The sequence below is a fragment of the Seohaeicola zhoushanensis genome (assembly GCF_014656415.1).
GTDB lineage: Bacteria > Pseudomonadota > Alphaproteobacteria > Rhodobacterales > Rhodobacteraceae > Seohaeicola_A > Seohaeicola_A zhoushanensis.
Window position 1 is genome coordinate 172,075 of the sequence record NZ_BNCJ01000003.1, and the last position, 26,166, is coordinate 198,240.

The following is a 26,166-nucleotide window of genomic DNA, read 5'->3' on the forward strand; positions in this document are numbered from 1 at the left end:
ATCAAAAGCACTCCCCTCTCCCCTCGGGGGAGAGGGCAAGGGTGAGGGGGCACCCACCGCTCCATCCCACCCCCACCCCTAGTCAAAAGCACTCCCCTCTCCCCTCGGGGGAGAGGGGAAGGGTGAGGGGGCACCACCCACCCCCAAACCACAGCCCTCCGGCAAAAGCCCCGCCGCCCCCCGCGCAAAACCCGTCAAATGCCGCTGGCCGACGCGAATATGCCGCGCCCCGCCTTTCGCCTCCCAACCCCGCGGCTATGGTCGAGGCGACGTCAAAGGATTCAACAGATGAGCAACGATCCCCTCGTGGTCTTCACCCCCTCGGGCAAGCGCGGTCGCTTCGCCGTGGGCACCCCCGTCCTGACCGCCGCCCGCCAGCTCGGGGTCGACCTCGATTCGGTCTGCGGCGGCCGCGGCATCTGCTCGCGCTGCCAGATCACCCCCTCCTACGGCGAGTTCCCGAAGCACGGCGTGACGGTAACAGAGGGCGCGCTCTCCGACTGGAACGCGGTGGAGGAACGCTACAAGTCCAAGCGCGGGCTGAAGGAAGGCCGCCGCCTCGGCTGCCAGGCCTGCGTCATGGGCGACGTGGTGATCGACGTGCCGCCCGAAAGCCAGGTCCACAAGCAGGTGGTGCGCAAGCGCGCCGAAGCCCGCCAGATCACCATGGACCCGGCGGTCAAGCTCTTCTACGTCGCCGTCGCCGAACCCGACATGCACGACCCCTCGGGCGATCTCCAGCGCCTGCGCGACGCGCTCGCGGCGCAATGGCAGCTCGAGGATGTGCAGATCGACCTGAACATCCTGCAGGGTCTCCAGCCCAAGCTGCGCAAGGGCGCCTGGCAGGTCACCTGCGCCATCCACCTCGGCCAGGCCAGTACCCCGCCCCGCATTGTCGAGGTCTGGCCCGGCTTCCACGAGGAGCCGATCTTCGGCCTGGCCGTCGATCTCGGCTCCACCACCATCGCCGCCCACCTCTGCGACCTGCAGTCGGGCGAGGTGGTGGCCTCCTCGGGCCTGATGAACCCGCAGATCCGCTTCGGCGAGGACCTGATGAGCCGGGTCTCCTACTCGATGATGAACCCCGGCGGCGCGGCAGAGATGACCGCGGCGGTGCGCGAGGGGATGAACAGCCTCTTCGGACAGATCTGCGCCGAGGCCGGCATCACCCGCGCCGACATCCTCGACCTGGTGGTGGTCTGCAACCCGGTGATGCACCACCTCTTCCTCGGCATCGACCCCTTCGAACTCGGCCAGGCCCCCTTCGCGCTGGCCACCTCGGACGCGCTCAACCTCACCACCCGCGAGGTCGGGCTCGACCTGCATCCTTCGGCGCGGCTCTACATGCTGCCCTGCATCGCCGGCCACGTCGGCGCCGATGCCGCCGCCGTGGCGCTGTCCGAGGCGCCCGACAAGTCGAAGGAGCTGCTGCTGGTGGTCGATGTCGGCACCAATGCCGAGATCCTGCTCGGCAATACCGACAAGGTTCTGGCCTGCTCCTCGCCCACCGGCCCCGCCTTCGAGGGCGCCCAGATCAGCGCCGGCCAGCGCGCCGCCCCCGGCGCCATCGAACGGGTCGAGATCGACCCGGTGACAAAGGCCCCCCGTTTCAAGGTCATCGGCTCCGACCTCTGGTCCGACGATCCGGGCTTTGCCGCCGATACCGCCAGGACCGGCATCACCGGCATCTGCGGCTCGGGCATCATCGAGATGGTGGCCGAGATGCGCCTCGCCGGCCTGCTCGACGCCTCCGGCCTGATCGGCTCGCCCGAGCAGACCGGCAGCGACCGCTGCATCCTCGACGGGCGCACCTATTCCTACCTGGTCTGGGAGAGCGAGGACCGCCGCATCACCGTGACCAACCGCGACATCCGCGAGATCCAGATGGCCAAGGCCGCGCTCTACTCGGGCGCGCGGCTGCTGATGGACAAGTTCGGCGTCGATCACGTCGACCGCATCGTGCTGGCCGGGGCCTTCGGCGCGCATATCTCGCCGAAACACGCGATGGTGCTGGGCATGATCCCCGACGCCCCGCTCGACCAGGTCACCTCCGCCGGCAATGCCGCCGGCACCGGCGCGCGCATCGCGCTCCTGAACCGCGAGGCCCGCGCGCTGATCGAGGCGACCGTGCGCGAGATCCACAAGGTCGAGACCGCGATCGAGCCGCGCTTCCAGGAGCATTTCGTCAACGCCTCGGCGATCCCCAACGCGGTCGAACCCTTCCCGATCCTCAACAGCATTGTCACCCTGCCCGATGTCAGCTTCAATCAGGGCGGCGACAGCGGCGGTGGCGGACGCCGCCGCAGGAGGGGATAGGAGGAACGGCGATGACCGGGACGAATGCCGACCAGGCGGAATACTGGGGCCATTCCCCCGGCGGGCAGAAGTGGATCACCCTGCAGGACCAGCTCGACGCCGCCTTGCAGCCGGTCCTCGACCTCGTCCTCGACCGCGCCGCCCTGCGCCCCGGCCAGCGCGTGCTCGACATCGGCTGCGGCACCGGCGCCAGCGTCCTGGCCGCCGCCGCGGCGGTGGGCCCAACAGGCCATGTCCTCGCCGCCGACATCTCCGAGCTGCTGCTCTCCCGCGCGCGCGAGCGCACCGCTCACCTGCCCAATGTCGAGCTGGTGCCGGCCGACGCCCAGGTGCACCGCTTCGGCCCGGACGACCGCGACGCGGTGATCTCGCGCTTCGGCGTGATGTTCTTCGAAGACACCACCGCCGCCTTAGCCAACATGGCCCGCACGCTGAAACCAGAGGGCGCGATGACCTTCGCCGCCTGGGGCGCACTCGACCGCAACCCCTGGTTCACCGTGCCGCATATCGCGGCGATCAACCGGCTCGGCCGGCCGCCCCGCACCGACCGCAACGCGCCGGGGCCGCTGGCCTTCCACGATACCGACCGCGTGTTGGGGATGTTCCGCGACGCCGGGCTGAACGCCGAGGCGGAGGTGGTCGAGCTGGACCTCACCCTGCCCGGCGGCCCCGAGGGCGCCGCCGACCTTGTGATGCAGGTCGGCCCGGCGGTGCGTACCATGGCCCATTTCAACGCCACCCCCGAGGACGCCGCCGCGATCCGCGCCGCCGTGCTGGAGGAATTCGCCGCCCGCGGCTCAGACGACCCCTTCCGTCTGCCCGCCCAGATCAATCTTTTCCGCGCCACCCGGCCCGCAGGCTGACACCGCCGCATCGCGTAGGGCGGGGTTTACCCCGCCGCCCCACACGCGGGGGTTGAATTTCGCGCGCCGCACGTCATGCTGCCTCCGACCCATCGGAGAGCGCACATGCCCCGCAAGCTCGTGATCTGCATCGACGGCACTGGCAACGAGATCGGCGACCGCGAGACCAATGTCCTCAAGCTCTACAAGTGCCTCGCCCAGACCGAGACCCAGCGCATCCACTACGTGATGGGCGTCGGCACCTATGACGGGCCGCAGTTCTTCGGCCGCGCCCGGCAGCTGGTCAAGGGCGTCTTCGGTCTCGCCTTCGGCCTCGGGCTCGAGGACGACGTGCTCAAGGCCTATTCGCATATCTGCCGCGAATACCGCGAGGATGACGACATCATCCTCGCAGGCTTCTCGCGCGGGGCCTATGCCGTCCGCGTGCTCGCCGGCTTCATCCACAACTTCGGGCTCGTCCGCCCCGAGGTGCTGCACCTGATCGCCCCGGTCTTCCGCGCCTATCGCGCCGTGACCGAGCAGACCGGGCGGGTCGACAACAACCGCCTGTTCCAGTCCCTGCGCGAATACGAACGCGTGCTGCGCCCCGAACCCGCGCCGATCCGTGCCTTGCTGCTCTTCGACACCGTCAGTTCGATCCTGCGCTTCACCCGGCCGCTCAGGAACCTCTGGAAATACCAGAGCCCCGCCGAACTCGGCACCCATGCCAGCGTCAATTCCAACGTCTCGGTGCGCATCGTCCTGCACGCCCTGGCGCTCGACGAACGCCGCTCGCTGTTCCGCGCGCAGGCGTGGGAGCCCGCCGAGAATGACCGCGATGGCGACACGCCGCTCTATTTCGGCAACAACTTCCGCAACCCCTCCAGCCGCCGCCGCCAGATCGTCCGCCAGCGGTGGTTTCCCGGCTTTCACAGCGATATCGGCGGCAGCCCGCCCGAGGACCGTTCGGGCATCGGCAAGATCACCCTGCTCTGGATGCTCGACGCGCTGGAGGCCGCCGAACGCGAGGCCCACGCCGAGGACACCGCCGAAGGCAAGCCGCCCCCGCCCGATGCGACCCCCGGCCTCGCGCTCCGGCGCAATGCCCGCCGCTACTACATCGAAGGCGAGCCCTCGGACCGGCGCACCCCCGGCGGCCTGCCCTATGCTGCGCCCGACCCGCTCGCGCCGCTGCACGACTCGATCTTCCCCGGCGGCGCCTCGCCCGCCTCGGCCTGGGCCCTGCTCGAAGTGCTACCCAAGTCGCTGAAACGCCGCGCCCCCGGCCCGCCCGCCTGGTATCGCCGCGGCCTCATCTGGTACCTGCCCCTGCAGGAGCCCCGCCCGGTGCCAGCCGGCCACGAGATCGACGACAGCCTGCGTACCCGTGTCCTTAAAGACCCGTACTACCGGCCTCCGAACTTGCCCCCTTCCTGAAGGCTTGCGCGACAAGCCCTGCCTCGTGCAGGGTTTTTCCATGAGTGACGCCAGCGCTGGGCCAGCCGAACTGTTGGAAGATCTGCGCGGTTTCTGCGGCTTCGGCCAACGGACCCAAACCGACACGGCCGATGGTATTCCTTATTTCGTTAACGAATACTGGACCTCCGCACAGCGCAAGTCGCATCCGATCCACGAGATTTCCTACCGTGCCTGCTTCAAGGCGCAACTGCCCGAGTTCTTCATCCAGCGCATGACCGGCAGCGGCGGCGCGGTGCTCGATCCCTTCATGGGCCGCGGCACCACGCCGGTCCAGGCCGGGCTGATGGGCCGCCGCGCGCTTGGCAACGACATCAACCCGCTCTCGGCGATGCTGACCCGCCCGCGCCTGCGCGCGGTCACGCTCGACGATATCACCCGCGCGCTCGGCACCGTCGACTGGAAACGCGGCGAAATCACCCGCACCGACCTGCTCGCCTTCTACCACCCGGCCACGCTGGAACGGATCGAGGCGCTGCGCCAATGGATCGCCCGGCGCGCGCCGCCCGATGGGCCGGCGCCCGACGCGGCCACCGACTGGATCCGCATGGTCGCGCTCAACCGCCTATCCGGCCATTCGCCCGGCTTCTTCTCGGGCCGCTCGATGCCGCCCAACCAGGCCGTCTCGGTGGCCACCCAGGAGAAGATCAACGCCCGCCTCGGCATCACCCCGCCCGAACGCGACGTCGCCGAGTTGATCCTGCGCAAATCCGCCTCGCTCCTGCGCAACGGGCCCGCCCCCGAGGCGGATCACGCCCTCAGCACAGGCCCGGCCTGGGAAATTCCCCTGCCCGATGCCTGCGTCGACCTGGTGGTGACCTCGCCCCCCTTCCTCGACATCGTGCGCTATGCCGATGACAACTGGCTGCGCTGCTGGTTCGCAGGTATCGACGTCCGCTCCGTGGCCATCGACCAGCACCGCACCGAGGCCGCCTGGACCGCAATGGTAACCCGCGTGCTGGCCGAAATGGCCCGCCTGCTGCGCCCCGGCAGCATTGTCGCCTTCGAGGTGGGCGAAGTCCGACGGGGAAAGATCCTTCTGGAACGCGCGGTCTGGCAAGCCGCCGAAGGCCTGCCCTTCAACCGCCTCGGCGTCATGGTGAACGCGCAGAACTTCACCAAGACCGCGAATTGCTGGGGCGTCGAAAACGGCGCCAAGGGCACCAACACCAACCGCATCGTGCTGCTGCGGCGGGAATAATCAAACCTGGAAGGCTGGAGCGGGTGAAGGGAATCGAACCCTCGTCTGGAGCTTGGGAAGCTCTCGCTCTACCATTGAGCTACACCCGCGATGGAGGCTTTCATACCCAAAGGCGCGAAGCCTCGCAACAGCAAAACCGGGCGTCCCACCCCCCGCGCCTGCATGGCCCCGAGCCTTCCGGAAACAGCTTTTTCGGATCCCGTCATGCCGGCAAATGGGCAAGCAATTCCCGTATTGCGATTTGCATCAAACGGGAAAGAATTGACCGAAACAATTTATTCAGATGACGCCAATTGCCCATTTCCCGCCACTCTTATGACGCCATTCAGCGTCAGATGCGATTCATCTAAAATGAATGAAAAGGATCGCAAATGCGTTGTGTCATCACCCTGGCCATGGTCGGCAGCCTCACCCTCTCGGCCTGTGCCCAGGCGCCCGGCCAGGTCGAAGCCAGCTATGTCAGCCCCTCTACCTATGCAGGCCGCAACTGCAACCAACTGATGGAAGAGCGCAACGAGATCGTGAGCCGGGTCAACAGCCTGACCGCGCAACAGCAGAAATCGGCGGACAACGACGCGCTGGCCACCGGCGTGGCGCTAATCCTGTTCTGGCCCGCGGCCTTCGCTCTGGCCGCGACCAAGGACAACGCCACCGCGCTTTCGGCCGCCAAGGGCAATTATGACGCCGTGACCACCCGGATGCGGACCATGGGCTGCAAACTGCCTCCCGAGCCGGCGCCCGGAACCACTCCGACGAAGGCATGAGGCACTGCGAAAAGAACTGATCGCGCCCGCTTGCCGGGCGCGATCGACAATACTGCGTGTGGCGGGCCCCCGCAGGCCCGCCGATCAAGGGCCTCTACCCCTTCAGCGCATCCGCGAACTGCAACTTCAGCTCGCGCTTCAGCACCTTGCCGGTGGCGCCCACAGGCAGGGTCTTCACGAAGACCACCTTGTCCGGGATCTGCCACTTGGCGATCTTGTCCTCGAAGTAGGCCAGCAGCTCGGCCTCGGTCGGCGCCTCGCCCTCGGCCTTCACCGCCACCAGCAGCGGCCGCTCGTCCCACTTGGGATGCGGCACACCCACCACCGCCGCATTGGCGAGCTTGGGATGAGCCATGGCGATATTCTCCAGCTCCACCGACGAGATCCACTCGCCGCCCGACTTGATGATGTCCTTCGACCGGTCGCGGATGGTGAGATAGCCGTCGGCGTCCAGCGTCGCCACGTCGCCGGTGGCGAACCAGCCATCGGCCAGCAGATCTTCGCCCTCCTGGCGGAAATAGCTCTCCAGCACCCAGGGCCCGCGCACCATTAGGTCGCCCTGTGTCACCCCGTCATGCGGCAGGTCGGCGCCGGCCTCGTCGACGATCTTCAGCTCGATCCCGAAGGGCGGCCGACCCTGGTTCAACCGCGTCGCCCGGCGCTCGGCCTCGGAGAGGTCGCGGTGCTTGGCGAGCGGGTGGTTCGACGACCCCAGCGGGCTCATCTCGGTCATACCCCAGGCGTGCACCGTGTCCACGCCATAGAGGTCGCGGAAGGTGTCGATCATCGACGGCGGGCAGGCCGAACCGCCGATCACCGTACGCTCCAGGCTCTCCAGCTTCGAGCCCATCTTCTTCGCAGCCCCCAGCAGCCCCAGCCAGATCGTCGGCACACCCATCGCCAGTGTCACGCCATGGGCGTCGATCAGCTTGACCAGGCTCTCGCCGTCCAGCCCCGGCCCCGGCATCGCCATCCGCGCACCGGACATGGCGCAGGCATAGGGCGCGCCCCAGGCGTTGACGTGGAACATCGGCACCACCGGCATCACCGTGTCCATCGCCGAATAGCCGATCACGTCGCGCGTGTTCGAGGCGAAGGCATGCAGCATGGTCGAGCGGTGCGAATAGAGCACGCCCTTGGGGTGCCCCGTGGTGCCCGAGGTATAGCAGAGGCTCGATGCGGTATTCTCGTCGAACACCGGCCAGGCGAAATCGACGTCACCGCCGGCGACCACCTCGTCATAGAACAGCACGCCCGGAACCCCCTCGGCGACCTCGGCATCCGCCGGCCCCATGTAGACGAAATGGAGCACCGTCTTCAGCTCGCCCCGGATCGCCTTGACCAGCGGCAGGAAGGTGCGGTCGAAGAACAGCACCCGGTCCTCGGCGTGGTTGATGATATAGACCAGCTGCTCGGGAAAGAGCCGCGGGTTCACCGTGTGGCAGACAAAACCCGCGCCCGAGACGCCATAGTAGATCTCAAGGTGCCGCCGGTTGTTCCAGGCCAGAGTGCCGCAGCGCGCCTGCGGCTCCAGGCCCATACCGGCCAGCGCCGAGGCCAGCCGCCGCGCGTTCTTGGCCACCTCGCCCCAGCTGGTCGTCTCGGTGCCCCCGGTGGTGTTCACCGACCAGATCTCGGTGCCGCCGTGATAGCGCTCGGCATGGTCGATCAGCGCCGAGATCAGCAGCGGTTGGGTCATCATCTGTCCGAGCATAAAGTCCTCCACTCAACTCGCGCGCACCCTGCCAAGTGACTGCCGGAATGGCAAGAATGCCCTTGCGAAACGCTACGTCGCCCATTAGCGCGGGATCATGCAGCTGCGTTACCACACCCCGCTTCCGCCCGAGGAACAACTGGCCCAGGGCCTCGACGCCGCCCAGCCCATGGCGCTGGCCGACCGCGTCCGCTTCGCCGAGCTCGACAGCCAGAACCACGTCAACAACAAGGCCTATCTCGGCTGGTTCGAGACGGTCCGCGTGATCTATGGCGAAACCTTCCTGCTGCCGCATTTCGACCTGCGCCCGCGCATCCTCGTGCATTCGCTGAACCTGCGGTACCTCCGCGAGATGCTGCGCGACGAGGATTACATCTGCACCGCCCGCATCGCCGCCTTCCGCAATTCCTCCTACACGATGGACCAGCAGATCTGGTCCGCCGGCGCCCTGCGCGCCCGGATGAGCGTGATCGTCGTGCTCGGCCACCCCGACGGCGAAGGCCGCCTCATCCTGCCTGACGCTCTCAAGGCGGAACTCATCGCCCGCGACAAGGCACTGGACGAGAGCGCCTGAGGCGACGGCAGCCGCGCGGCAATTCCGCCCGGCCGCGCATTGCCCCTTCGCATTGCCTCGTAAATTCGGTCAGGATCCGCGCGGAGGCGCGAATCTTGAACATCCTCAGATCTCTCGGACCCGCCGTGGCCCATGCGTCGCCGGTCGAGGCGCTGCGCGCCGGTCTCGGCGCGCTGGTCGGTCTCGCACTCGCCGGAGCCTTCGTGTTTTCACCGGGCATCGACCTTGCCACCGGCCTTTATCTCGTCGCCCCCTTCGGCGCGACGTCGGTGCTGCTCTTCGCCGTTCCGAACAGCCCTCTGGCGCAGCCCTGGTCCGCCATCGTCGGCAATAGCGTGGCCGCGCTCGTCGGTGTGGCGGCCTGCCTGACGGTGCCCGATCCGGCGCTTCGGATCGCCCTCGCCGTGGGTCTCGCGATCACGGCGACGATGCTCTGCCGGGCCGTGCATCCGCCCGCCGGTGCGGTCGCCATGACCGCCGCGATGAGCCCCGAGGCGGTCGACCACCTCGGCTTCTGGTTCGCCCTGACGCCGATTGCGGCGGGCACCGCGCTGCTGGTTGTGCTCGCCGCGCTCTACGCGCGGGCGACAGGTCGGCGCTATCCCTTCCGGCAGTTCGACGAACCCAGCCCTAACGGCACGGCCGACCGCAGCCCGCCCGAACGTCTCGGCCTGTCAGAGGCGGAATTGGCAGAGATTCTCGAACGCTATCGGCAGTCCTTCAACCTCGGGGTCGAAGATCTGGCCCGCCTCATCGGGGCGGCCGAGCTTCAGGCTGCAGCGCATCACGCGGGTCCGATGACCGCCGAAGACATCATGTCCCGCAACCTTGTCACCGTCCGGCCCGAGACCGGAATCGCCGAAGTCGCCGACCTGTTCCGCCAGCACCATTTCACCTCGCTGCCGGTCACAGGCCCGAACAACGAGTTTCTGGGAGTCATCTTCCAGATCCACCTGATCAGCCGGGCCCGCGAGGATGCGCTGCGGCTCGATCGCGGCTTCGGACCGGCCTTCCGCCGCCTGCTCGACCGCAACCGCGAAAGCCCCGTGCGCGCCGAGGACATCATGCGCGTCGCCCTGCCACGCGCCACCACGCGCACCCCGATCGGCGCGCTCCTGCCGCTGATGGCCGATGGCGATACCGATGCGGTGCCCGTTCTCCAGCGCGGCCGCATCGTCGGCATCGTGACCCGCACCGACCTGATCGCCGCCCTTGCCCGCGCCTCGGCCCGCAAGGAGACCCTGCACTGACCCGCAGGATCGGTGGCGATGCACCACGCGAACGCCGTAGCGCCTCCCGTGCAGTCATTGAAACGGGTTCACAAACCTCGGGACATCACGCGCCGAAAACCACTCCCAGAGATAACAGCGCAAAATCAACAGGTTGACCCCCCGTCCCAGCTAGGACACCCCGGATCCGCCCCCGTGACGGTGCACGAAATCCACCAGCGCGGCGGTCGATCCGTCCTTGCCGGCGGCGCTCGCCGTGCCGTCCACCACCGGCCCCAGAGAGGTGGCCAGCTCCTTGCCCAGTTCCACGCCCCATTGATCGAAGGAGTTGATCCCCAGGATCACCCCCTCGACAAAGACCCGGTGCTCATAAAGCGCGATGATCTGCCCGAGGATCTCGGGCGTGAGCTGCGGATAGATCAGCGTGACCGAAGGCCGGTTGCCCGGAAACACCCGGTGCGCCGCCTGCCGCTCCAATTCCGCATCCTCGAAACGGCCGGCCACCTTCGCCCGCGCCTCCGCCAGCGACCGCCCCCGCATCAGCGCCTCGGACTGGGCGAGGCAGTTCGCCACCAGCAGCCGGTGATGATGCGCCAGCTCGGGTTCGTGCCCCGCGGCGGCCACCATGAACTCGCAGGGCACCACCGCCGTCCCCTGGTGGATCAGCTGGTAGAAGGCGTGCTGCCCGTTGGTGCCCGGCTCGCCCCAGACCACCGGCCCCGACGGCCCGTCCAGCGGCGCACCGTCCATCGCCACCGACTTGCCGTTGCTCTCCATCTCGAGCTGCTGGAGATAGGCCGGCAGCCGCCGCAGCCGCTGGTCGTAGGGCAACACCGCGCGGGTGCCATGGCCGCAGACCTGGTGGTGCCAGATTCCGGTCAGCGCCAGCAGCACCGGCATGTTCTCGCCCCACTCCGCCGCGCGGAAGTGCCGGTCCATCGCCTGCGCGCCACGCAGGAAAGCGTCGAAGGCCGCCGGGCCGATGGCCAGCATCAGGCTCAGCCCGATCGGACCCCACATCGAATAGCGCCCGCCGACCCAGTCTTCGAAGCCGAAGACATGGGCCGCGTCGATGCCGAAGGCCGCCGTCTTCTCCTCGGCCGTCGAGACCGCCGCGAACTGCCGTGCCAGATCGCCGCCGCCCTCCTGCATCCAGGCCTTGGCGGTGCGCGCGTTGGTCATGGTCTCGATGGTGGTGAAGGTCTTCGAGGCAACGACCACTAGCGTCCGCGCCGGGTCGAGCCCGCGCAGCGTGTCGGCGATATCGGCCCCATCGACGTTCGAGACGAAATGGCAGCGCGGCCCGTCATGCCAGGGCGCCAGCGCCAGTACCGCCATGGCCGGCCCGAGATCCGAGCCGCCGATGCCGATGTTGACCACGTCGGTGATCGCCCCGCCCGCGCCCTGAACGGCGCCCGACCGGATCGCTTCGGCAAAGCCGCGCATCCTCGCCAGAGTTGCGCGCACCTCGGGCATCACGTCCTGCCCGTCGACCAGCACCGGCCCGCCGTCGAGATTGCGCAGCGCGGTGTGCAGCACCGCGCGGCCCTCGGTCTCGTTGATGGCGCGCCCCTCGAACATGGCCGCGCGCCGTTCCGCCAGGCCGGCGGAATCGCAGAGTCGGATCAGGGCCGCGCGCTGCGCGGCGTCGATGTTGGTCTTGGAATAGTCGAACCGCATGCCCAGCGTCTCGAGCGCGAATGCGTCGGCACGGCCCGGATCGGCCGCGAAAAGGTCGAGGATGTGGCGCTCAGCCGCGGCCGCCCGCAGGCGCTTCAGGTCGTCCCAGCGTGTCATGATCTCATTCTGCCCAGTGCACGGTCATGTCAGTCAACACCGCCTGCACTGGCGCGTCTTCCGGCGGCAAGGTCAAGGCCCGCTCGAGCGCCGCGCGCTTGCTTGCCCCGAAAATCACCAGGTGCTTGGACAGCGCCCCGTCGAGCACCGGCGCGGTCAGGGTCACGCGGGTCTCGGGCTGGGTCTCGGGCCGCACCACGGCGACCGGGCCGGCATCGGCGGCCAGTGCCTCGGCACTGCCCGGCGCGCCCGCAAAGATCGAGGCGGTGTGCATGTCCTCGCCCATGCCGAGCAGCAGCACCGAGAGCGGCAGGCAGGGGGCCAGCCGCTCGGCGATATCCGCCAGCGCCGCCTCGGGTTCGACGCCGCCGCGGTGGAACGGCACCAGCGTCGCCTTGGCGGCGCGCGAGGTCAGCAGACGCGAGCGGATCAGCCGCGCGTTCGAGCGGGCGTCATCCTCGGGCACCCAGCGTTCGTCCGTCGGGATCACGCAGACCCGGCTCCAGTCAAGCGTCGCCGCACAGAGCGCATCGAAGATCGGCCCCGGCGTGGTGCCGCCCGGCACCGCGAGCGAGGCGTGCTCGTGGTTGAAGAGCACGGTCTCCAGTTGCCCCGCGATCAGCTGCGCGAGGTGAATCGCGAGCATGTCGCGGTCGGCGTAGTCGATGATGTTCATGGCACGATCCCCCGCCATTCCCGTCCGTCGCGCTGCATCAGCAGGTCGGCGTCGCCCGGCCCGGTGCTGCCGCTGTCATAGGGCTTTGGCACCTCGCCCCGCCGCACCCATCCGGCGATTATAGGGTCGGTCCAGGCCCAGGCCGCCTCCACTTCGTCGCCGCGCATGAACAGCGTCTGGTTGCCCCGGATCACGTCCATGATCAGCCGTTCATAGGCGTCCGGCGGGTCGCTGCCTTCCGGCCCCAGGGCCTCGGCGAATGTCATGTCGAGCGGTACGTCGACAAGACGCATTCCCCCCGGCCCCGGTTCCTTGATCGTCACCTGCAAAGTGATGCCCTCGTTGGGTTGAAGGCGGATGGTCAGCACATTGGCGTGCCGCCCGGCCTCGGCCCCGAAGATCGAATGCGGCGTCTCCTTGAACATAACCGAGATGACCGAGGAGCGCGCCTTCAGCCGCTTGCCGGTGCGCAGGTAGAAGGGCGTGCCGGCCCAACGCCAATTCGATACATGGGTCTTGAGCGCGATATAGCTCTCGGTCTTCGAGCGCGGATTGCCCACCGCCTCGCGGTATGAGGGATGGGCGTTCTCGGCCCCCTGCTGGGCGTCATACTGGCCGCGCACGATATGGTGCGGCAGCACGTCATCGAGCGCGCGGATCACCTTCAGTTTTTCATCCCGCACGGCGTCCGGTTCGAACCGGGCCGGCGGCTCCATGGCGATGAGGCAGAGCAGCTGCATCAGGTGGTTCTGCATCATGTCGCGCATCGCGCCGGCGGTATCGTAATATTCGCCGCGCCCGCCCACGCCCACCGTCTCTGCCACGGTAATCTGGATGTGGTCGACGTATTGCGCATTCCAGAGTGGCTCGAACAGCATGTTGCCGAAGCGGACCGCCATCAGGTTCTGGACCGTCTCCTTCCCGAGGTAATGGTCGATCCGGTAGATCTGGCTTTCCTGGAAATGCGCCGCCAGTGTCTGGTTCAGCTCGCGCGCGGTGGCAAGGTCGTGGCCAAAGGGCTTTTCCACCACGATGCGCGAATCGGGATCGGCCACGCCCCACTTGTGCAGCCGCTCTGCCAGGTCTCCGAAAAGGCCGGGGCCGACGGAGAAGTAGAAGGCCCGTACCCGCCCCTGCTGCAACCGCGCCGCCAGGTCGCCCCAGCCGGTATCGCCCCGCGCATCGAGAGTGACAAAGTCGAGCCGGTCGAGGAACTGCCCAAGCGTGCCGTCTTCGCAGGATCGCCCCGGCGCGAATTCGCGGATCGCCTCGGCGGCGAAGTCGCGATAGCCAGAGGCATCATAGTCGGCACGGGCGGCGCCGATGATGACCGCCTCGGGCGGGATCTGGCCGGCACAATAGCGACGGAACAGGGCTGGCAGGATCTTGCGGCGGGCAAGGTCGCCGGTGCCGCCGAAAATGACGAGGTCGAACGGATCGACGGGAATGACGCGTGAAACCATATCGTCCCTGTCCTTTCGGGGCCTCTTGATCGGGCCAAGGCGCCGCGTTTCGACGCGACTGTTAGCGCAAACGGAATGACCTGTCGAGCGCGCATCACATCTGCGTCACTCTTCGCAAGCGCCGCGTTTCCTTTGCGACAGGCATAGGGTAATTCGAAAGGACACGCCACCATTTGGAAGCCCGTGATGAAGGATATCGCGCAACGACCCGCCAATGTCGGCAAGTTCGAGGACCCCTTCCTTACGGCGGACGGGTCGGCCCGCGCGTCCGTGCCGCTGAGCCGCCCCGAGACGCTATGGTTCAACACCGGCACACTTTGCAACATCGCCTGCACCCACTGCTATATCGAGAGCAGCCCGACCAATGACGCGCTGGTCTACCTGACGCTGGACGAGGTGCGCGGCTATCTCGACGAGGCCGAGGTCCTGGGCTGGCCGCTCTCCGAGATCGGCTTCACCGGCGGCGAGCCCTTCATGAACCCCGAGATGGTGGCGATGGCGCGGCTGGCGCTGGAGCGGGGTTATCGGGTGCTGATCCTGACCAACGCGATGCAGCCGATGATGCGGCCCCGAGTGCGCGAGGGTCTGCGCGACCTGGTGGCCGAGTTCGGCGACCGGCTGGTGCTGCGTATCTCGCTCGACCACTTCGACGAGGAACGCCACGACGAGGAACGCGGCGCGGGCAGCTTTGCGCGCACCATCAAGGGGATGGAATGGCTACGCGACACCGGCATCCGCATGGCCGTGGCGGGGCGCAGCCTCTGGGGCGATGACATGGCCGAGCAACGCACGGGTTTTGCCCGGCTCTATGCCCGGCACGGCTTCGAGATCGACGCCGACAATCCCGGCGAGACGGTGATCTTCCCCGAGATGGACCTGGGCGCCGAGGTGCCCGAGATCACCACCGCCTGCTGGGGCATCCTGCACAAGGCGCCCGAGTCGGTGATGTGCGCCTCTTCCCGCATGGTGATCCGCCGCAAGGGTGCCGAGCGCGCCGCGGTGGTGGCCTGCACCCTGCTACCCTATTCCCCCGAGTTCGAGTTGGGCGAGACCCTGGCCGAAGCGGCCCGGCCGGTGCAGCTGAACCACCCCCATTGCGCCAAGTTCTGCGTGCTGGGCGGGGCCAGCTGCTCGGCCTAGTGTAGCCGGAACTCGCCGACCTGGTTCTGCCATTCACCCGGCCCGATCAGCTTGCGATGCGTGAAGCGGACCGAATGCAGCGGCCCTTCGATCTCGCGTTGCCAGAACTCGACAAACTCGAACAGTCTCGGGTGATCCGGCGCGAGGTCGTAGGTCTGCCAGACAAACGTGTTCAGCACGTGCTTGTAGTCTGGCATCCGATAAAAGAACTCCGCCGTGGTCAGCCCATACCCCTTGAGCATCAGCTCGGTATCGCACTCAACCATGAGAACCCTCATCTTGTTGCCTGTAGGAACAGCTTAACCCGGATTTGTGGCACGGCGAGGGCAGAATTGATTTAGGTCAGTAAAAACAGCGTGTTATCACTTTAGGCGCGCGGCTGCCAAATCCGCTAACCTCTTGGCATTGCACCGCATGTTCGTAATCTGATAAGGTCGCCCCACTAGATATAGCAACGCACAAGAAATCGGCAGAGCACGTGAGCGATACCCCAGAACCGCCTGAAAACACGGATGAAACGCCCGAGCGCCCCGTGTTCAGCGGCCCCAGCGTCTCCATCGAATCCGAGATGCGCACGTCCTATCTCGACTATGCGATGTCGGTCATCGTCAGCCGGGCGATTCCCGACCTGCGCGACGGGCTGAAGCCGGTGCACCGGCGCATCCTCTACGCGATGCACGAAACCGGGAACACTTTCGACAAGCCCTACCGCAAGTCGGCCCGCCCCGTCGGTGACACCATGGGTAAATACCACCCGCACGGTGACTCGGCGATCTATGACGCCCTGGTGCGGATGGCGCAAAGCTTCTCGATGTCCCTGCCCCTGCTCGATGGCCAGGGCAACTTCGGCTCGATGGACGGCGACAAGGCGGCAGCCATGCGCTACACCGAGGTCCGGATGGCGAAGGCGGCCAACTACCTGCTGGCCGATATCGACAAGGAAACCGTCGACTTCCTCGACAACTATGACGGCAAGGACAAGGAACCGGCGGTTCTGCCCGCGCGCTTCCCCAACATGCTGGTCAACGGCGCGGGCGGCATCGCGGTCGGCATGGCCACCAACATCCCGCCGCACAACCTCGGCGAGGTGGTGGACGCCACGCTGGCGCTGATCGACGACCCCGACCTGTCGAGCGAACAGCTGATCGAATACGTCCCCGGCCCCGACTTCCCGACCGGCGGCCTGATGCTGGGCCGCTCGGGCGCGCGCAAGGCCTATCTCGAAGGCCGGGGCAGCGTCATCATCCGCGCCAAGACCCGTGTGGAAGAGCTGCGCAAGGACCGTTACGCCATCATCGTCGACCAGATCCCCTACCAGGTGAACAAGTCCTCGATGATCGAGAAGATCGCCGAGGCGGTGCGCGAGAAACGGATCGAGGGCGTGGCCCACGTGCAGGACGAATCCGACCGCAACGGCGTGCGCGTGGTGATCGAGCTGAAGCGCGACGCGACCCCGGACGTGGTGTTGAACCAACTCTACCGCTTCACGCCGATGCAGGTCTCCTTCGGGTGCAACATGCTGGCGCTGAACGGCGGTCGGCCCGAGACGCTGACGCTGCGCGGTTTCCTCACCGCCTTCATCGACTTCCGCGAGGAAGTGGTGGCGCGGCGCACCGCCTACGAGTTGCGCAAGGCGCGCGAGCGCAGCCACATCCTCTGCGGTCTGGCCGTCGCGGTCAGCAACGTCGACGAGGTGGTCGCCACCATCCGCTCCTCGGCCGATGCCGGCGAGGCCCGCGTGAAGCTGATGGAGCGCCGCTGGCCGGCGTCCGACATCGCGGCCTATATCCGCCTGATCGACGACCCGACCCACAAGATGAACGAGGACGGGACCTACAACCTGTCCGAGACGCAGGCCCGAGCCATCCTTGACCTGCGCCTGCAGCGCCTGACCCAGCTCGGCGTCAAGGAAGTGACGGACGAGCTCGAGGAACTGGCGCGCAAGATCAAGGAATACCTCGAGATCCTCGGCTCGCGCGAGCGCATCATGGAAATCATCGGCAACGAGCTGCGCGAGGTGAAAGACCTCTTCGCGGTGCCGCGCCGCACCGAGATCGTCGACTGGGCCGGCGACATGGAAGACGAGGATCTGATCGAGCGCGAGGACATGGTGGTGACCGTCACCCAGTCCGGCTGGATCAAGCGTACCCCGCTTGCCGAGTTCCGCAGCCAGCGGCGCGGCGGCAAGGGCCTGTCGGGAATGCAGACCAAGGACGACGACGTGGTGACCACACTCTTCGTCGCCAACACGCATACCCAGCTCTTGTTCTTCACCACCGACGGGATGGTCTACAAGCTCAAGACCTGGCGTCTTCCGCAGGGCGGACGCACCGCCAAGGGCAAGGCGATCGTCAACATCCTGCCGATCCCGACCGGCGTCTCCATCGCGGCGATCATGCCGGTGGATGTCGAGGAAGATCACTGGGACGACCTGCAGATCGTCTTCGCCACCTCGGACGGCGACGTGCGCCGGAATGCGCTGGGCGATTTCACCAATGTGAAGCGCAATGGCAAGATCGCCATGAAGCTGCCCGAGGGCACCAGCCTGGTGAACGCGCGCATCGCCTCGGACACCGACGACGTGATGTTGGTCACCGCGCTGGGCCGGGCGATCCGCTTTTCCACTACCGACCTGCGGATCTTCAAGGGCCGCGATTCCACCGGCGTGCGCGGCATCCGCCTGCAACCCGAGGACAAGGTCGTCTCGATGGCGGTGCTGCCGCACTTCGACGCCGGGGCGGACGAGCGGGCGGCCTATCTCAAGATGCGCCGTGCCGTGGCGGGGCTGACCGACGAGGCCGAGCAGAGCGACGACGAGGATACGGAAGTCGACGCCATGGCGACGATCAGCCAGGAGCGCTATGCCGAGATGTCTGCGGCCGAGACGCTGATCCTGACGATCACCGCCAAGGGCCTTGGCAAGCTCAGCTCGAGCCACGACTACCCCGTGCGCGGCCGTGGCGGCCAGGGCGTGCGGGCAATGGACGCGGCGATGCGCGGCGGCGACTTGGTGGCCTCCTTCCCGGTCGATCTCGACGACCAGATCATGCTCGCCACATCGACCGGCCAGTCGATCCGGGTGCCGGTGGACGGGATCTCGTTCCGCTCGCGCAGCGCCGGCGGCGTCAAGGTCTTCGACACCGCGCGTGGCGAGGAAGTCGTCAGCGTGGCCTGGATCGCCGAACAGGGCGAAGAAGAAGAAACCGACTGAGGGGATCGCGGGGGCGCTGCCCCCGCGCTTCCGATCCACTTTCGCGGCCTAGGATCTGGCCCCATAAGGGGGACTCCCTGCGGAGCCTTTAAGTGATTCACTCCGGCATTGGAGGTGAGCATGGCGCGGGCGGATGATCGGCGGAGGCTCAACGGGATCATCTTGGTACCCAGAAATGGCTCTCCCTGGAGGGACTTGCCCGAACGCTGCGGCCCCCACACAACCATATGAAACCGATCAAACCGCTGGGCCAAGGTGGGGGCCTGGGTGCAGGTCTTTGAAACCCTTGCGGAAAGTTCCCCCCGACTGCATTCAGTTAATCGATAGCTCGATCGTCCGCGCCCATCAGCATGCGGCCTCGAGAAAAAAGGGGCGAAGATCACGCCATCGGTCGCTCTCGTCTAGAATTGAGCACCAAGATCAACGCGATGGTCGATCATCGCGGCCTGCCTGTGGCAATTACCTTCTCTCCGCGCCAAGACTCCGACAAGGTGGCGGTTGTAGAGCGTCTGTCGGCTCATTCCGCACCGGGAGATGTCGTGGCCGACCGCGGATATGACGCCCGCCCATCCTCGACCTCATCGCAGCTCATGGCGGGCGGGGGCATATTCCCACAAAGCGCGAAGGTCCAGCGCTCGGTCGATGCGGCGCTCTATCGACAGCGCAACCTTGTCGAGCGGATCTTCAACAAACTCAGTTACTTCCGAAAAGTCGCACCCCGCTACGGGAAGACAGCTAGAAACGACCTCGCAGCTGTCCAACTCGCTTCGTCTCGCGTCTGGCTCAGGTTCTATGAGTCCCTTTCCTAGGCGCGGGTGACCTTCTTCCGGCGCGCCTCGCGCAGGCGGGCGAAATCGTCGCCGGCGTGGTAGGAAGACCGCGTCAGAGGCGTCGCCGAGACCATCAGGAAGCCCTTGTTATAGGCCACCTTCTCGTAGCTGGCGAATTCCTCGGGCGTGACGAAGCGATCGACCCGGTGGTGTTTCGGCGTCGGCTGGAGATACTGTCCGATGGTCAGGAAGTCGATGTCGGCGGCGCGCATGTCCTCCATCACCTGGATCACCGCCTGACGGTCCTCGCCGAGGCCGACCATGATGCCCGACTTGGTGAACATCATCGGGTCGAGTTCCTTGACCCGTTGCAGCAGCCGCAGCGAATGGAAATAACGCGCGCCGGGGCGCACTTCGGGATAGAGGCCCGGAACGGTTTCCAGGTTGTGGTTGAACACATCGGGGCGCGCCTCGACCACCACTTCCAGCACCTTTGGGTCGCAGCGGATGAAGTCCGGCGTCAGGATCTCGATGGTGGTCGCGGGGCTGCGGTGGCGGATCGCGCGGATGGTCTGGGCGAAATGCTCGGCCCCGCCGTCCTCGATGTCGTCACGGTCGACCGAGGTGATGACAACGTGGTTCAGCCCCAGCTTCTCGACCGCATGGGCCACCCGGCCGGGCTCGAAGGCGTCGAGTGCCTCGGGCGGCTTGCCGGTGGCGATGTTGCAGAAGGTGCAGGCGCGGGTGCAGACCTCGCCCATGATCATCATGGTGGCGTGGCCCTGGCTCCAGCATTCGCCGACGTTGGGGCAGCCGGCCTCTTCGCAGACGGTGACCAGCTTGTTGTCACGCATGATCCGCGCGGTATCGGCATAGCCCTTGCCACCGGGCGCCTTGACCCGAATCCAGGCCGGCTTCTTCGGCTGGGCATTGTCGGGGAGATGCGCCTTCTCGGGGTGGCGCTGAGACGGAATCTTGAGGTCACGCACGGGCATCAATCCTTGGTTCGTGCTCAGGGATGCCCTAGCATACCGCTGCGGAACGGGAAGTGCCAGCGGTGCGAGGCCGCAGGCGCGGTCCCAGAGGACGAGTTGAGGGAGCATGTGACGATGGGCAAGGAACTGGACAAGCTGAAGACCGAGTTCAAGAAGCTGCAGCCCAAGTGCAAGCCCTACACCGAGAGCGCCGGGACCAAGATCAAGAAGAGCGTGATCGCCAAGGTCAACGTCGCCTGGGACATCGAGACCGAGGTGCGCGAGGCGATCCAGAAGGCGATTGAATCGGGCGAAAAGGGCAAGAAACTCGCCGATTTCGAAAGCAATTCCGATTTTTCGAAAAGTTTCAAGGAATGGAAAAAGGCGACTGGCGAACACAAGTCCGAGATAAAGGCCTTGAGTGAATTCTGCGGCGAAGCCGAGAAACTGCGCGACACGCTGAAATCCCGTTTCGAGAAGGTCGAGAAGGAATTGAAGAAGGAAAAGCCCTCGGGCGGCGACAAGAAGGAGACCGACAAGTTCCTGGCTTCGGTCAAGGACGAGATCGAATCACTGACCGAAGCGGCCAATGTCTATGGCACGCTCAAGTTCGTGGAACTCTTCTATGCCGCCAAGGAGGACGCCACGATGCAGGTGATCCTCAAGAAGACGGTCTCCAAGTCCTCGGGCGGCGAACTACCCAAGGTGCTCGAGGCCGGGGCGCGCAAGAAGGGACAGAAGCAGGTCGAGAAGCTCGCCCATGCCACGGCGGATGCCTATGACGACGCCTACCAGAACGCCGAAAAGGATCCGAAGGACGCGGCGAAGAAGATCAAGCTGGGTGATGGTATGCTCGACAAGCTGACCAAGTTGAACAAGACCTATCAGGACGCGCTGAAGAAGCAGAAGAAGGAAATCGACGCCTCTGCCGAGAAGAAGGAGATCATGGCCCTGATCGAGCTGGTGGCCGATTTCCTGGGCTCCTGCAAGGAGCTGAAGTCGGAAGCCGAGAAGGCGCTGAAGAAGGCCGCCTGACGCGGAAACGGGCCAGAGGCACAGCCCCCGGCCCGAGCGTAATCAGAGCGTGATGATGGTTGAGCCGGTGGTCTGCCGCCCTTCCAGCGCGCGATGCGCGGCGGCGATCTCTTCCAGCGGGAAGGTCTGGCCGATGTTCACCTTTACGTCGCCCGAGACGACCTTCGAGAACAGGTGCTGCGCCATTTCCTGGCATTTGGCGTGGTCGGCAATATGGGTGAAGAGCGTCGCGCGCGTCAGCTTGAGCGATCCCTTCGCTGCGAGCGTCAGCAGGTTGACCGGCGGAACCGGGCCCGAGGCGTTGCCGAAGGAGATCATCATCCCGAGCGGCTTCAGGCAGTCGAGCGAGCCCTCGAAGGTATCCTTGCCGACGCCGTCCATGACCACGTCGACCCCCTTGCCGCCGGTAATCTTCTTCACCTCGGCGACGAAATCGGCGCTGCGATAGTTGATGACGTGATCGGCGCCCGCCGCCTTGGCCAGCGCGCATTTCTCGTCCGATCCGGCGGTGCCGATCAGCTCGATCCCCTCGGAGCGGGCCCATTGGCAGGCAAAGAGGCCGACACCCCCGGCCGCGGCGTGGAACAGCACACTGTCGCCCTTGCCGATCGGCGTGGTGCGGTGGAACAGGTATTCCACCGTCAGGCCCTGCAGCATGATCGCCGCCGCCTGCTCAAAGCTGATCGCATCGGGCAGCGGGCAGACCTGCGCTGCGGGCATCACGCGCGCCTCGCTATAGGCTCCGGGAGGCATCGAGGCATAGGCCGCGCGGTCGCCCTCCTTGAGGTGGGTCACGCCGGGGCCGACCGCCTCGACAATGCCGGCGGCTTCCATCCCCAGGGCATGGGGCAGTTTCATCGCATAAAGCCCGGTGCGCTGGTAGACGTCGATGAAGTTAAGACCGCAGGCCTTGTGCCGGATCCGGATCTCGCCCGGACCCGGATCGCCAACCGGCCAGTCGACCAACTTCATGTTCTCGGGACCGCCCACTTCCTCGATGATGATTGTGCGTGCCATGTTCAGCTCCTTGCTTTCTGTTCGCTTGTGCAAGCTCTCGCAGGTTCAGCGGCCTTCGTCGACCACCCCGTTCACCAGCCGCCCAACGCCGGTGATCTCGACCTCGACCGACATACCTGGTTCCAGGAAGAGCTGCGGCTTGCGATAGCGCCCGACGCCGCCCGGCGTGCCGGTGGCGATCACGTCGCCCGGTTTCAGCGTCAGCACGGTCGAGGCATAGGCGATCAGTTCCGGGATGCCGATGGCCAGGTCCGTGATCGGCGTATGCTGTTCGACATTGCCGTTCACCGTGGTCGTCAGTGTCTGCGCGGTGATGTCGCCGACCTCGTCCGGGGTGACGATCCACGGCCCCATCGAGCCGGACCGCTCAAAGCTCTTGCCGGGCCAGAACTGGGTCGTGTGGTTCTGATAGTCGCGGACCGATCCATCGTTGAAAACCGAGTAGCCGGCGATGTGATCCCATGCCCTCTCCACCGGGATATGCCGGCCGGCGGCGCCGATGACGACGGCCAGTTCGCCTTCGTAATCCAGTTCGCGACTGGCGTTCGGCCGTTCGAGCGGGGTGCCGTGGCCGACGAGCGAGGACGGGTAGCGCGTGAAGATCGAGGGATACTCGGGCTTGTCGCGGCCGGATTCCAGGATATGCGGCAGGTAGTTCAGGCCGATGCAGAGGATCTTCTCCGGCTCCGGGATCGGCGGCAGCAGCTTCACCGCATCAAGGGCGATCTCGGGCCCCTTGCCTGCCAGCGATGCCACCGCGCCAGCCTCGAGCACGACTCGCAAATCGGGCCAGGTGCCACCAAGTTCGGCCCCGGCATCGCGGATGGTTGCACCGTCTGTGGTGCCGTAGGAGCGGGTGCCGTCGGGACGTTCGAAGCTGACAAGCCGCATGAAGGTCTTCCTTTACTGTTGTCGTTTCTGGTCTGGCTGCCGGTGAAGGCAGTGCGGATTTCGCTGCGAAAGTCAAACCCCTCGCGGGTCGTCTTGATGGAACAGACCTCCCGCTTCACGCACCGGCCAGCCATGTCGCGATCGGCGGGAATATCGCGATCATGGCCAGCGCGACCAGCATCGCGATGACAAAGGGAAAAGCCCCCCGGAATATGTCGCCGACACGCAGATCGGGGTCGTCGATAGCGGATTTGATCGTATAGACCGACAGCCCGAAAGGTGGTGTCAGCAACCCCATCTCTACCGCCACGACGGTCAGCACCCCGAACCAGATCAAGTCAAACCCGGCCGCGCTGGCCACTGGCAGCGCGATGGGCAGCAGGATCAGCATGATCGAGATCGAGTCGATCAGGCACCCGAGCAGGATGATAAGCAGCAGGTAGAAGACCAAGAAACCGTAGGGCCCCAGCGACCCGGAGAGCAGCACATGTGCCAGTTCGCGCGGCACACCCGAGAGCGCCAGCATCCGGCTGAAGAAGGTCGCTGCCAGGATCAGGAAGAGCACCGAGACGGTGATCTGGCCGGTCTCCACCAGCAGGCTCCAGAAGGTCTTGCGGTCCAGCGACTGGCGCAGCAGCGCAATGACCAGCGCACCGAAAGCCCCCGCCGCCCCCGCCTCGGTCGGGTTGAAGAAGCCGCCATAGAGGCCCCCCAGCACGAGCAGCATCAGGATCAGGATCGGCACCGACTTGCGCAGCATCGCGGCAAGGCCGAGGTCTTCATAGGCCGCCGTGTTCTCGTCCGCCTCGAAGACGAAGTCGCGCCGCCTGCGGGCAAGGAGCACGATGGTCGCGGCGAAGATTAGCGACAGCAGGATGCCGGGGCCGATGCCCGCCAGGAACATGCGACCCACCGACTGCTCGGCGATCACCGCATAGACGATCATCAGCAGCGAGGGCGGGATGAGCATTCCCAGCACCGACGACCCAGCCACCACCCCGGTCGCAAAGCGCTTGGTGTAGCCGTGGCGCGTCATTTCGGGCACGGCGACACGGCTGAAAACGGTGGCCGAGGCGATGGAGATTCCGGTGATCGAGGCAAAGACGGCATTGGCGAAGACGGTCGCGATGCCGAGCCCGGCCGTCAGCCGCCGAAGCAGCCGCTCGAAGACGTCGAAAGTGTCGCGCCCCACCCCGGATATGGTGACAAGCAACCCCATCAGCACGAAGAGAGGCACGACCGCGAAGAGGTATTCCTCCAGGCTGTCGTTGGCCACTTGCGCCATCATGCGGATGGCCACCGTATCGCTGCGGATGAACGAGACACCCACCAGCGAGACGGCAAGCATTCCGATCCCGATCGGCATACCGATGAAGATCAGCAGGATGAGGGCCGCAACGCAGAGGCTGCCGATTTCGACCGGGCTCACGTCCTGACCCTCCCGAAGTTGCGAAGTTCGGCGATGCAGCGGACGGCGAATTCGATGGCGGCGACGGCAAAGCCCATGAGGATCAGCAGGCGGAACGGCCAGGTCGGCATGGTCGCCATGCCGACGATGCCGATGAACTCGGACGAGGCGAGGTCCTTTTCCAGGATACGGATGGTCGCCCAGGCGACGATGCCCAGCACCGCCGCGCCGACGAGGTCGAATGCGGCGTTCAGGATGGCCCCCGCTCGGGGGAACCGCTGAGTGAAGGGCAGGATGAAGATCTCGGTCCGCGCCAATCGTCGCGAGCGGACATTCGCGGCGAGTTGGAGGGCCACCAGCAGGACCACCAGCAAGGCGCCGGCCTCGGAGACCAGCGGCAGCGAGGCCCCGGCCGAGTTGCGCGCGACGATATCGGCGCAGACGATCAGCATGAGGATGCCGATCAGCACGGTGCCGGCGGCGGCAAAGCCTTCGACCACCCACCGCCAGACCCGCGCCAGCCCGGCTTCGCGAAGGCGCGGCCCATCCGGGGCCGCGCCGATTGTCTGGTCATTTCCTGCCACGGGCGCGCCCTACTGGTCCCAGTTACGGGCCGGCTTCTCGCCCTTTTCGCGCAGCCGGGTCATGTAGTCGGCCAGGAAGGCCTTGGCCGGGATGCCCCGCGCCTCGAGCGGTGCGGCCCAGTCACCCGCGATGTCGGGCAGCTTGGACACCCATTTGGCGGTCTCGCCCTCGGGCATCTGGATGATCTGCACAGCCGGGTTCTGGCCCGCGCCAAGCTCGACCATCTTGTTCAGTGCGAATTCGTGCCGGCTCACCAGGTCCTGTGCGTGCGAAACGGTATAGTATTTCCCGGCCTCGACCATAGCCGCCTGCACCTCCTCGGGCAGCGCATCCCACGAGTCGCGGTTGATCGCCACCGCGCCCGAGAAGACCGCCCCGCCATCGAACCGCGCGATATAGGGCGCAACCTCGTAAAGCTTGATCGGCAGCGCGCCCAGCGCGAGCGAGAGCACACCGTCCGACACGCCCGTCTGCACGTCGGTGTAATAGGTGGTCAGTGCGCCATCGACGGCATTCGCGCCCGTCCCCCGCAGCCAGTTGCCCAGCACGCCCGGCGCCGAGATCTTGCGCCCCGCGAGGTCGTCGATCCCCGCGATCGGCTCCTTGAGGTAGAAGTCATAGAGGTCGGTCGCCGTCAGCCCGAGCACCTTGAGGTTGTGGCTTTCCCATTCGTTGCGGAAGGCTTCGTTGTTGTCGATCAGCTCCTGCATCGTTTCGAGCAGCGCCGGCGGGTTCGACGTGGCGAAAGGCGCGTTGGAAGAGGCCTGGCTCAACGGCAGCTTGGCCTGCTCCAGGAAGGAGAAGACCCAGCCGATATCGGTCACCCCCTCCTCGACCGAGCTGAGCGTGGCGTTGGCCTTGTACAGCTGGCCGCCAAAGGCCTCGTTCCATTCGATCTTGTAGTTGCCGGTCTTCGCCAGCAACTCGTCCGTCTTCGCCATGAAGTGGGACTGGATGAACCCGACCCAGGGCACGACGGTGGGGTGGCTTGAGGCCACCGTCAGGTTGATGGTTTCCTGCGCGTGAACCGGCAGGGCGAGAACGCTTGCGAGAAGCGCGCCGCGAATGAAATTCATGTCTTTC

Annotated in this window: 23 protein-coding genes and 1 tRNA gene; 12 read left to right on the top strand and 12 right to left on the bottom strand. The window is 66.3% G+C overall.

The window, feature by feature from the left end:
• Positions 1 to 288 precede the first annotated feature (288 nt).
• The 4 genes from IE266_RS08500 (at position 289) to IE266_RS08515 (ending at position 5,835) form a co-directional block, all read left to right on the top strand.
• Positions 289 to 2,316: an ASKHA domain-containing protein gene (locus IE266_RS08500; protein ID WP_189679637.1), complete on the top strand. Its 2,028-nt coding sequence runs from the start codon at positions 289 to 291 to the stop codon at positions 2,314 to 2,316.
• Between the two features lie 11 nt (positions 2,317 to 2,327).
• Complete coding sequence (locus IE266_RS08505; protein WP_189679638.1) at positions 2,328 to 3,179, top strand: class I SAM-dependent methyltransferase; 852 nt, start codon at positions 2,328 to 2,330, stop codon at positions 3,177 to 3,179.
• Between the two features lie 105 nt (positions 3,180 to 3,284).
• Positions 3,285 to 4,595 (top strand): T6SS phospholipase effector Tle1-like catalytic domain-containing protein, encoded by a 1,311-nt coding sequence (locus tag IE266_RS08510; RefSeq protein WP_189679639.1) that lies wholly within the window; start codon positions 3,285 to 3,287, stop codon positions 4,593 to 4,595.
• A gap of 40 nt (positions 4,596 to 4,635) precedes the next feature.
• Positions 4,636 to 5,835, top strand: a complete 1,200-nt coding sequence (locus tag IE266_RS08515; RefSeq protein WP_189679640.1) for a DNA methyltransferase — start codon at positions 4,636 to 4,638, stop codon at positions 5,833 to 5,835.
• Between the two features lie 15 nt (positions 5,836 to 5,850).
• On the opposite strand, the gene IE266_RS08520 is transcribed toward IE266_RS08515, so the two are convergent.
• Positions 5,851 to 5,924: transfer RNA gene (locus IE266_RS08520), tRNA-Gly, on the bottom strand.
• Positions 5,925 to 6,206: 282 nt separating this feature from the next.
• Here IE266_RS08520 and IE266_RS08525 point away from each other — a divergent pair.
• Complete coding sequence (locus IE266_RS08525; protein ID WP_189679641.1) at positions 6,207 to 6,599, top strand: hypothetical protein; 393 nt, start codon at positions 6,207 to 6,209, stop codon at positions 6,597 to 6,599.
• A gap of 94 nt (positions 6,600 to 6,693) precedes the next feature.
• Here IE266_RS08525 and IE266_RS08530 read toward each other — a convergent pair whose 3' ends face one another.
• Complete coding sequence (locus IE266_RS08530) at positions 6,694 to 8,313, bottom strand: long-chain-fatty-acid--CoA ligase (RefSeq protein WP_189679642.1); 1,620 nt, start codon at positions 8,311 to 8,313, stop codon at positions 6,694 to 6,696.
• Between the two features lie 97 nt (positions 8,314 to 8,410).
• Between IE266_RS08530 and IE266_RS08535 the strand changes: the two genes are divergently transcribed.
• Complete coding sequence (locus IE266_RS08535; protein WP_189679643.1) at positions 8,411 to 8,887, top strand: acyl-CoA thioesterase; 477 nt, start codon at positions 8,411 to 8,413, stop codon at positions 8,885 to 8,887.
• A 95-nt stretch (positions 8,888 to 8,982) separates the two neighbouring features.
• A complete protein-coding gene (locus IE266_RS08540; protein WP_229863955.1) occupies positions 8,983 to 10,137 on the top strand; it encodes an HPP family protein in 1,155 nt (384 codons plus the stop codon).
• A 150-nt stretch (positions 10,138 to 10,287) separates the two neighbouring features.
• Here the strand turns inward: IE266_RS08540 and pgi are convergent, their stop codons facing one another.
• From pgi to zwf, 3 genes are read right to left on the bottom strand one after another with little or no spacing between them, the layout of a single operon-like run.
• Positions 10,288 to 11,913, bottom strand: a complete 1,626-nt coding sequence (gene pgi, locus IE266_RS08545) for a glucose-6-phosphate isomerase (RefSeq protein ID WP_189679644.1) — start codon at positions 11,911 to 11,913, stop codon at positions 10,288 to 10,290.
• Positions 11,914 to 11,917: 4 nt separating this feature from the next.
• Entirely contained in the window at positions 11,918 to 12,589 is a 672-nt protein-coding gene (gene pgl / locus IE266_RS08550; RefSeq protein WP_189679645.1) for a 6-phosphogluconolactonase, read from the bottom strand.
• A complete protein-coding gene (gene zwf, locus IE266_RS08555) occupies positions 12,586 to 14,052 on the bottom strand; it encodes a glucose-6-phosphate dehydrogenase (RefSeq protein WP_189679646.1) in 1,467 nt (488 codons plus the stop codon). The genes pgl and zwf overlap by 4 nt, the downstream gene beginning before the upstream one ends.
• A 186-nt stretch (positions 14,053 to 14,238) precedes the next feature.
• Between zwf and IE266_RS08560 the strand changes: the two genes are divergently transcribed.
• Entirely contained in the window at positions 14,239 to 15,192 is a 954-nt protein-coding gene (locus tag IE266_RS08560; RefSeq protein WP_189679647.1) for a radical SAM protein, read from the top strand.
• Here IE266_RS08560 and IE266_RS08565 read toward each other — a convergent pair.
• Complete coding sequence (locus IE266_RS08565; protein ID WP_189679648.1) at positions 15,189 to 15,458, bottom strand: usg protein; 270 nt, start codon at positions 15,456 to 15,458, stop codon at positions 15,189 to 15,191. The two genes, IE266_RS08560 and IE266_RS08565, sit on opposite strands and share 4 nt — an antisense overlap.
• 212 nt (positions 15,459 to 15,670) lie before the next feature.
• On the opposite strand from IE266_RS08565, the gene gyrA reads away from it, so the two are divergent.
• The 3 genes from gyrA to IE266_RS08580 all read left to right on the top strand — a co-directional run bounded on the left by gyrA (position 15,671) and on the right by IE266_RS08580 (position 19,212).
• Entirely contained in the window at positions 15,671 to 18,403 is a 2,733-nt protein-coding gene (gene gyrA, locus IE266_RS08570) for a DNA gyrase subunit A (RefSeq protein ID WP_189679649.1), read from the top strand.
• 120 nt (positions 18,404 to 18,523) lie between these two features.
• Positions 18,524 to 18,634 carry a transposase gene (locus tag IE266_RS27285; RefSeq protein ID WP_189679650.1) on the top strand — a complete coding sequence of 37 codons (111 nt, stop codon included), beginning with the start codon at positions 18,524 to 18,526 and terminating at the stop codon, positions 18,632 to 18,634.
• Between the two features lie 176 nt (positions 18,635 to 18,810).
• Positions 18,811 to 19,212 carry a transposase gene (locus tag IE266_RS08580; RefSeq protein ID WP_189679651.1) on the top strand — a complete coding sequence of 134 codons (402 nt, stop codon included), beginning with the start codon at positions 18,811 to 18,813 and terminating at the stop codon, positions 19,210 to 19,212.
• Here the strand turns inward: IE266_RS08580 and lipA are convergent.
• Positions 19,209 to 20,162, bottom strand: a complete 954-nt coding sequence (gene lipA / locus IE266_RS08585) for a lipoyl synthase (RefSeq protein ID WP_189679652.1) — start codon at positions 20,160 to 20,162, stop codon at positions 19,209 to 19,211. The genes IE266_RS08580 and lipA overlap by 4 nt on opposite strands.
• 120 nt (positions 20,163 to 20,282) lie before the next feature.
• Between lipA and IE266_RS08590 the strand changes: the two genes are divergently transcribed.
• On the top strand, positions 20,283 to 21,182 hold the full coding sequence (locus tag IE266_RS08590) for a hypothetical protein (RefSeq protein WP_189679653.1): 900 nt from the start codon (positions 20,283 to 20,285) through the stop codon (positions 21,180 to 21,182).
• Positions 21,183 to 21,224: 42 nt separating this feature from the next.
• Here the strand turns inward: IE266_RS08590 and IE266_RS08595 are convergent, their stop codons facing one another.
• From IE266_RS08595 to IE266_RS08615, 5 genes are all read right to left on the bottom strand, one after another.
• A complete protein-coding gene (locus IE266_RS08595) occupies positions 21,225 to 22,199 on the bottom strand; it encodes a quinone oxidoreductase family protein (RefSeq protein ID WP_189679654.1) in 975 nt (324 codons plus the stop codon).
• A 45-nt stretch (positions 22,200 to 22,244) separates the two neighbouring features.
• Positions 22,245 to 23,090, bottom strand: a complete 846-nt coding sequence (locus IE266_RS08600) for a fumarylacetoacetate hydrolase family protein (RefSeq protein WP_189679655.1) — start codon at positions 23,088 to 23,090, stop codon at positions 22,245 to 22,247.
• Between the two features lie 115 nt (positions 23,091 to 23,205).
• Positions 23,206 to 24,519, bottom strand: a complete 1,314-nt coding sequence (locus tag IE266_RS08605; RefSeq protein WP_189679656.1) for a TRAP transporter large permease — start codon at positions 24,517 to 24,519, stop codon at positions 23,206 to 23,208.
• A complete protein-coding gene (locus IE266_RS08610; protein WP_229863957.1) occupies positions 24,516 to 25,082 on the bottom strand; it encodes a TRAP transporter small permease subunit in 567 nt (188 codons plus the stop codon). The genes IE266_RS08605 and IE266_RS08610 overlap by 4 nt, the downstream gene beginning before the upstream one ends.
• Before the next feature lie 9 nt (positions 25,083 to 25,091).
• Positions 25,092 to 26,159 (bottom strand): C4-dicarboxylate TRAP transporter substrate-binding protein, encoded by a 1,068-nt coding sequence (locus IE266_RS08615; RefSeq protein WP_189679657.1) that lies wholly within the window; start codon positions 26,157 to 26,159, stop codon positions 25,092 to 25,094.
• Positions 26,160 to 26,166 lie beyond the last annotated feature (7 nt).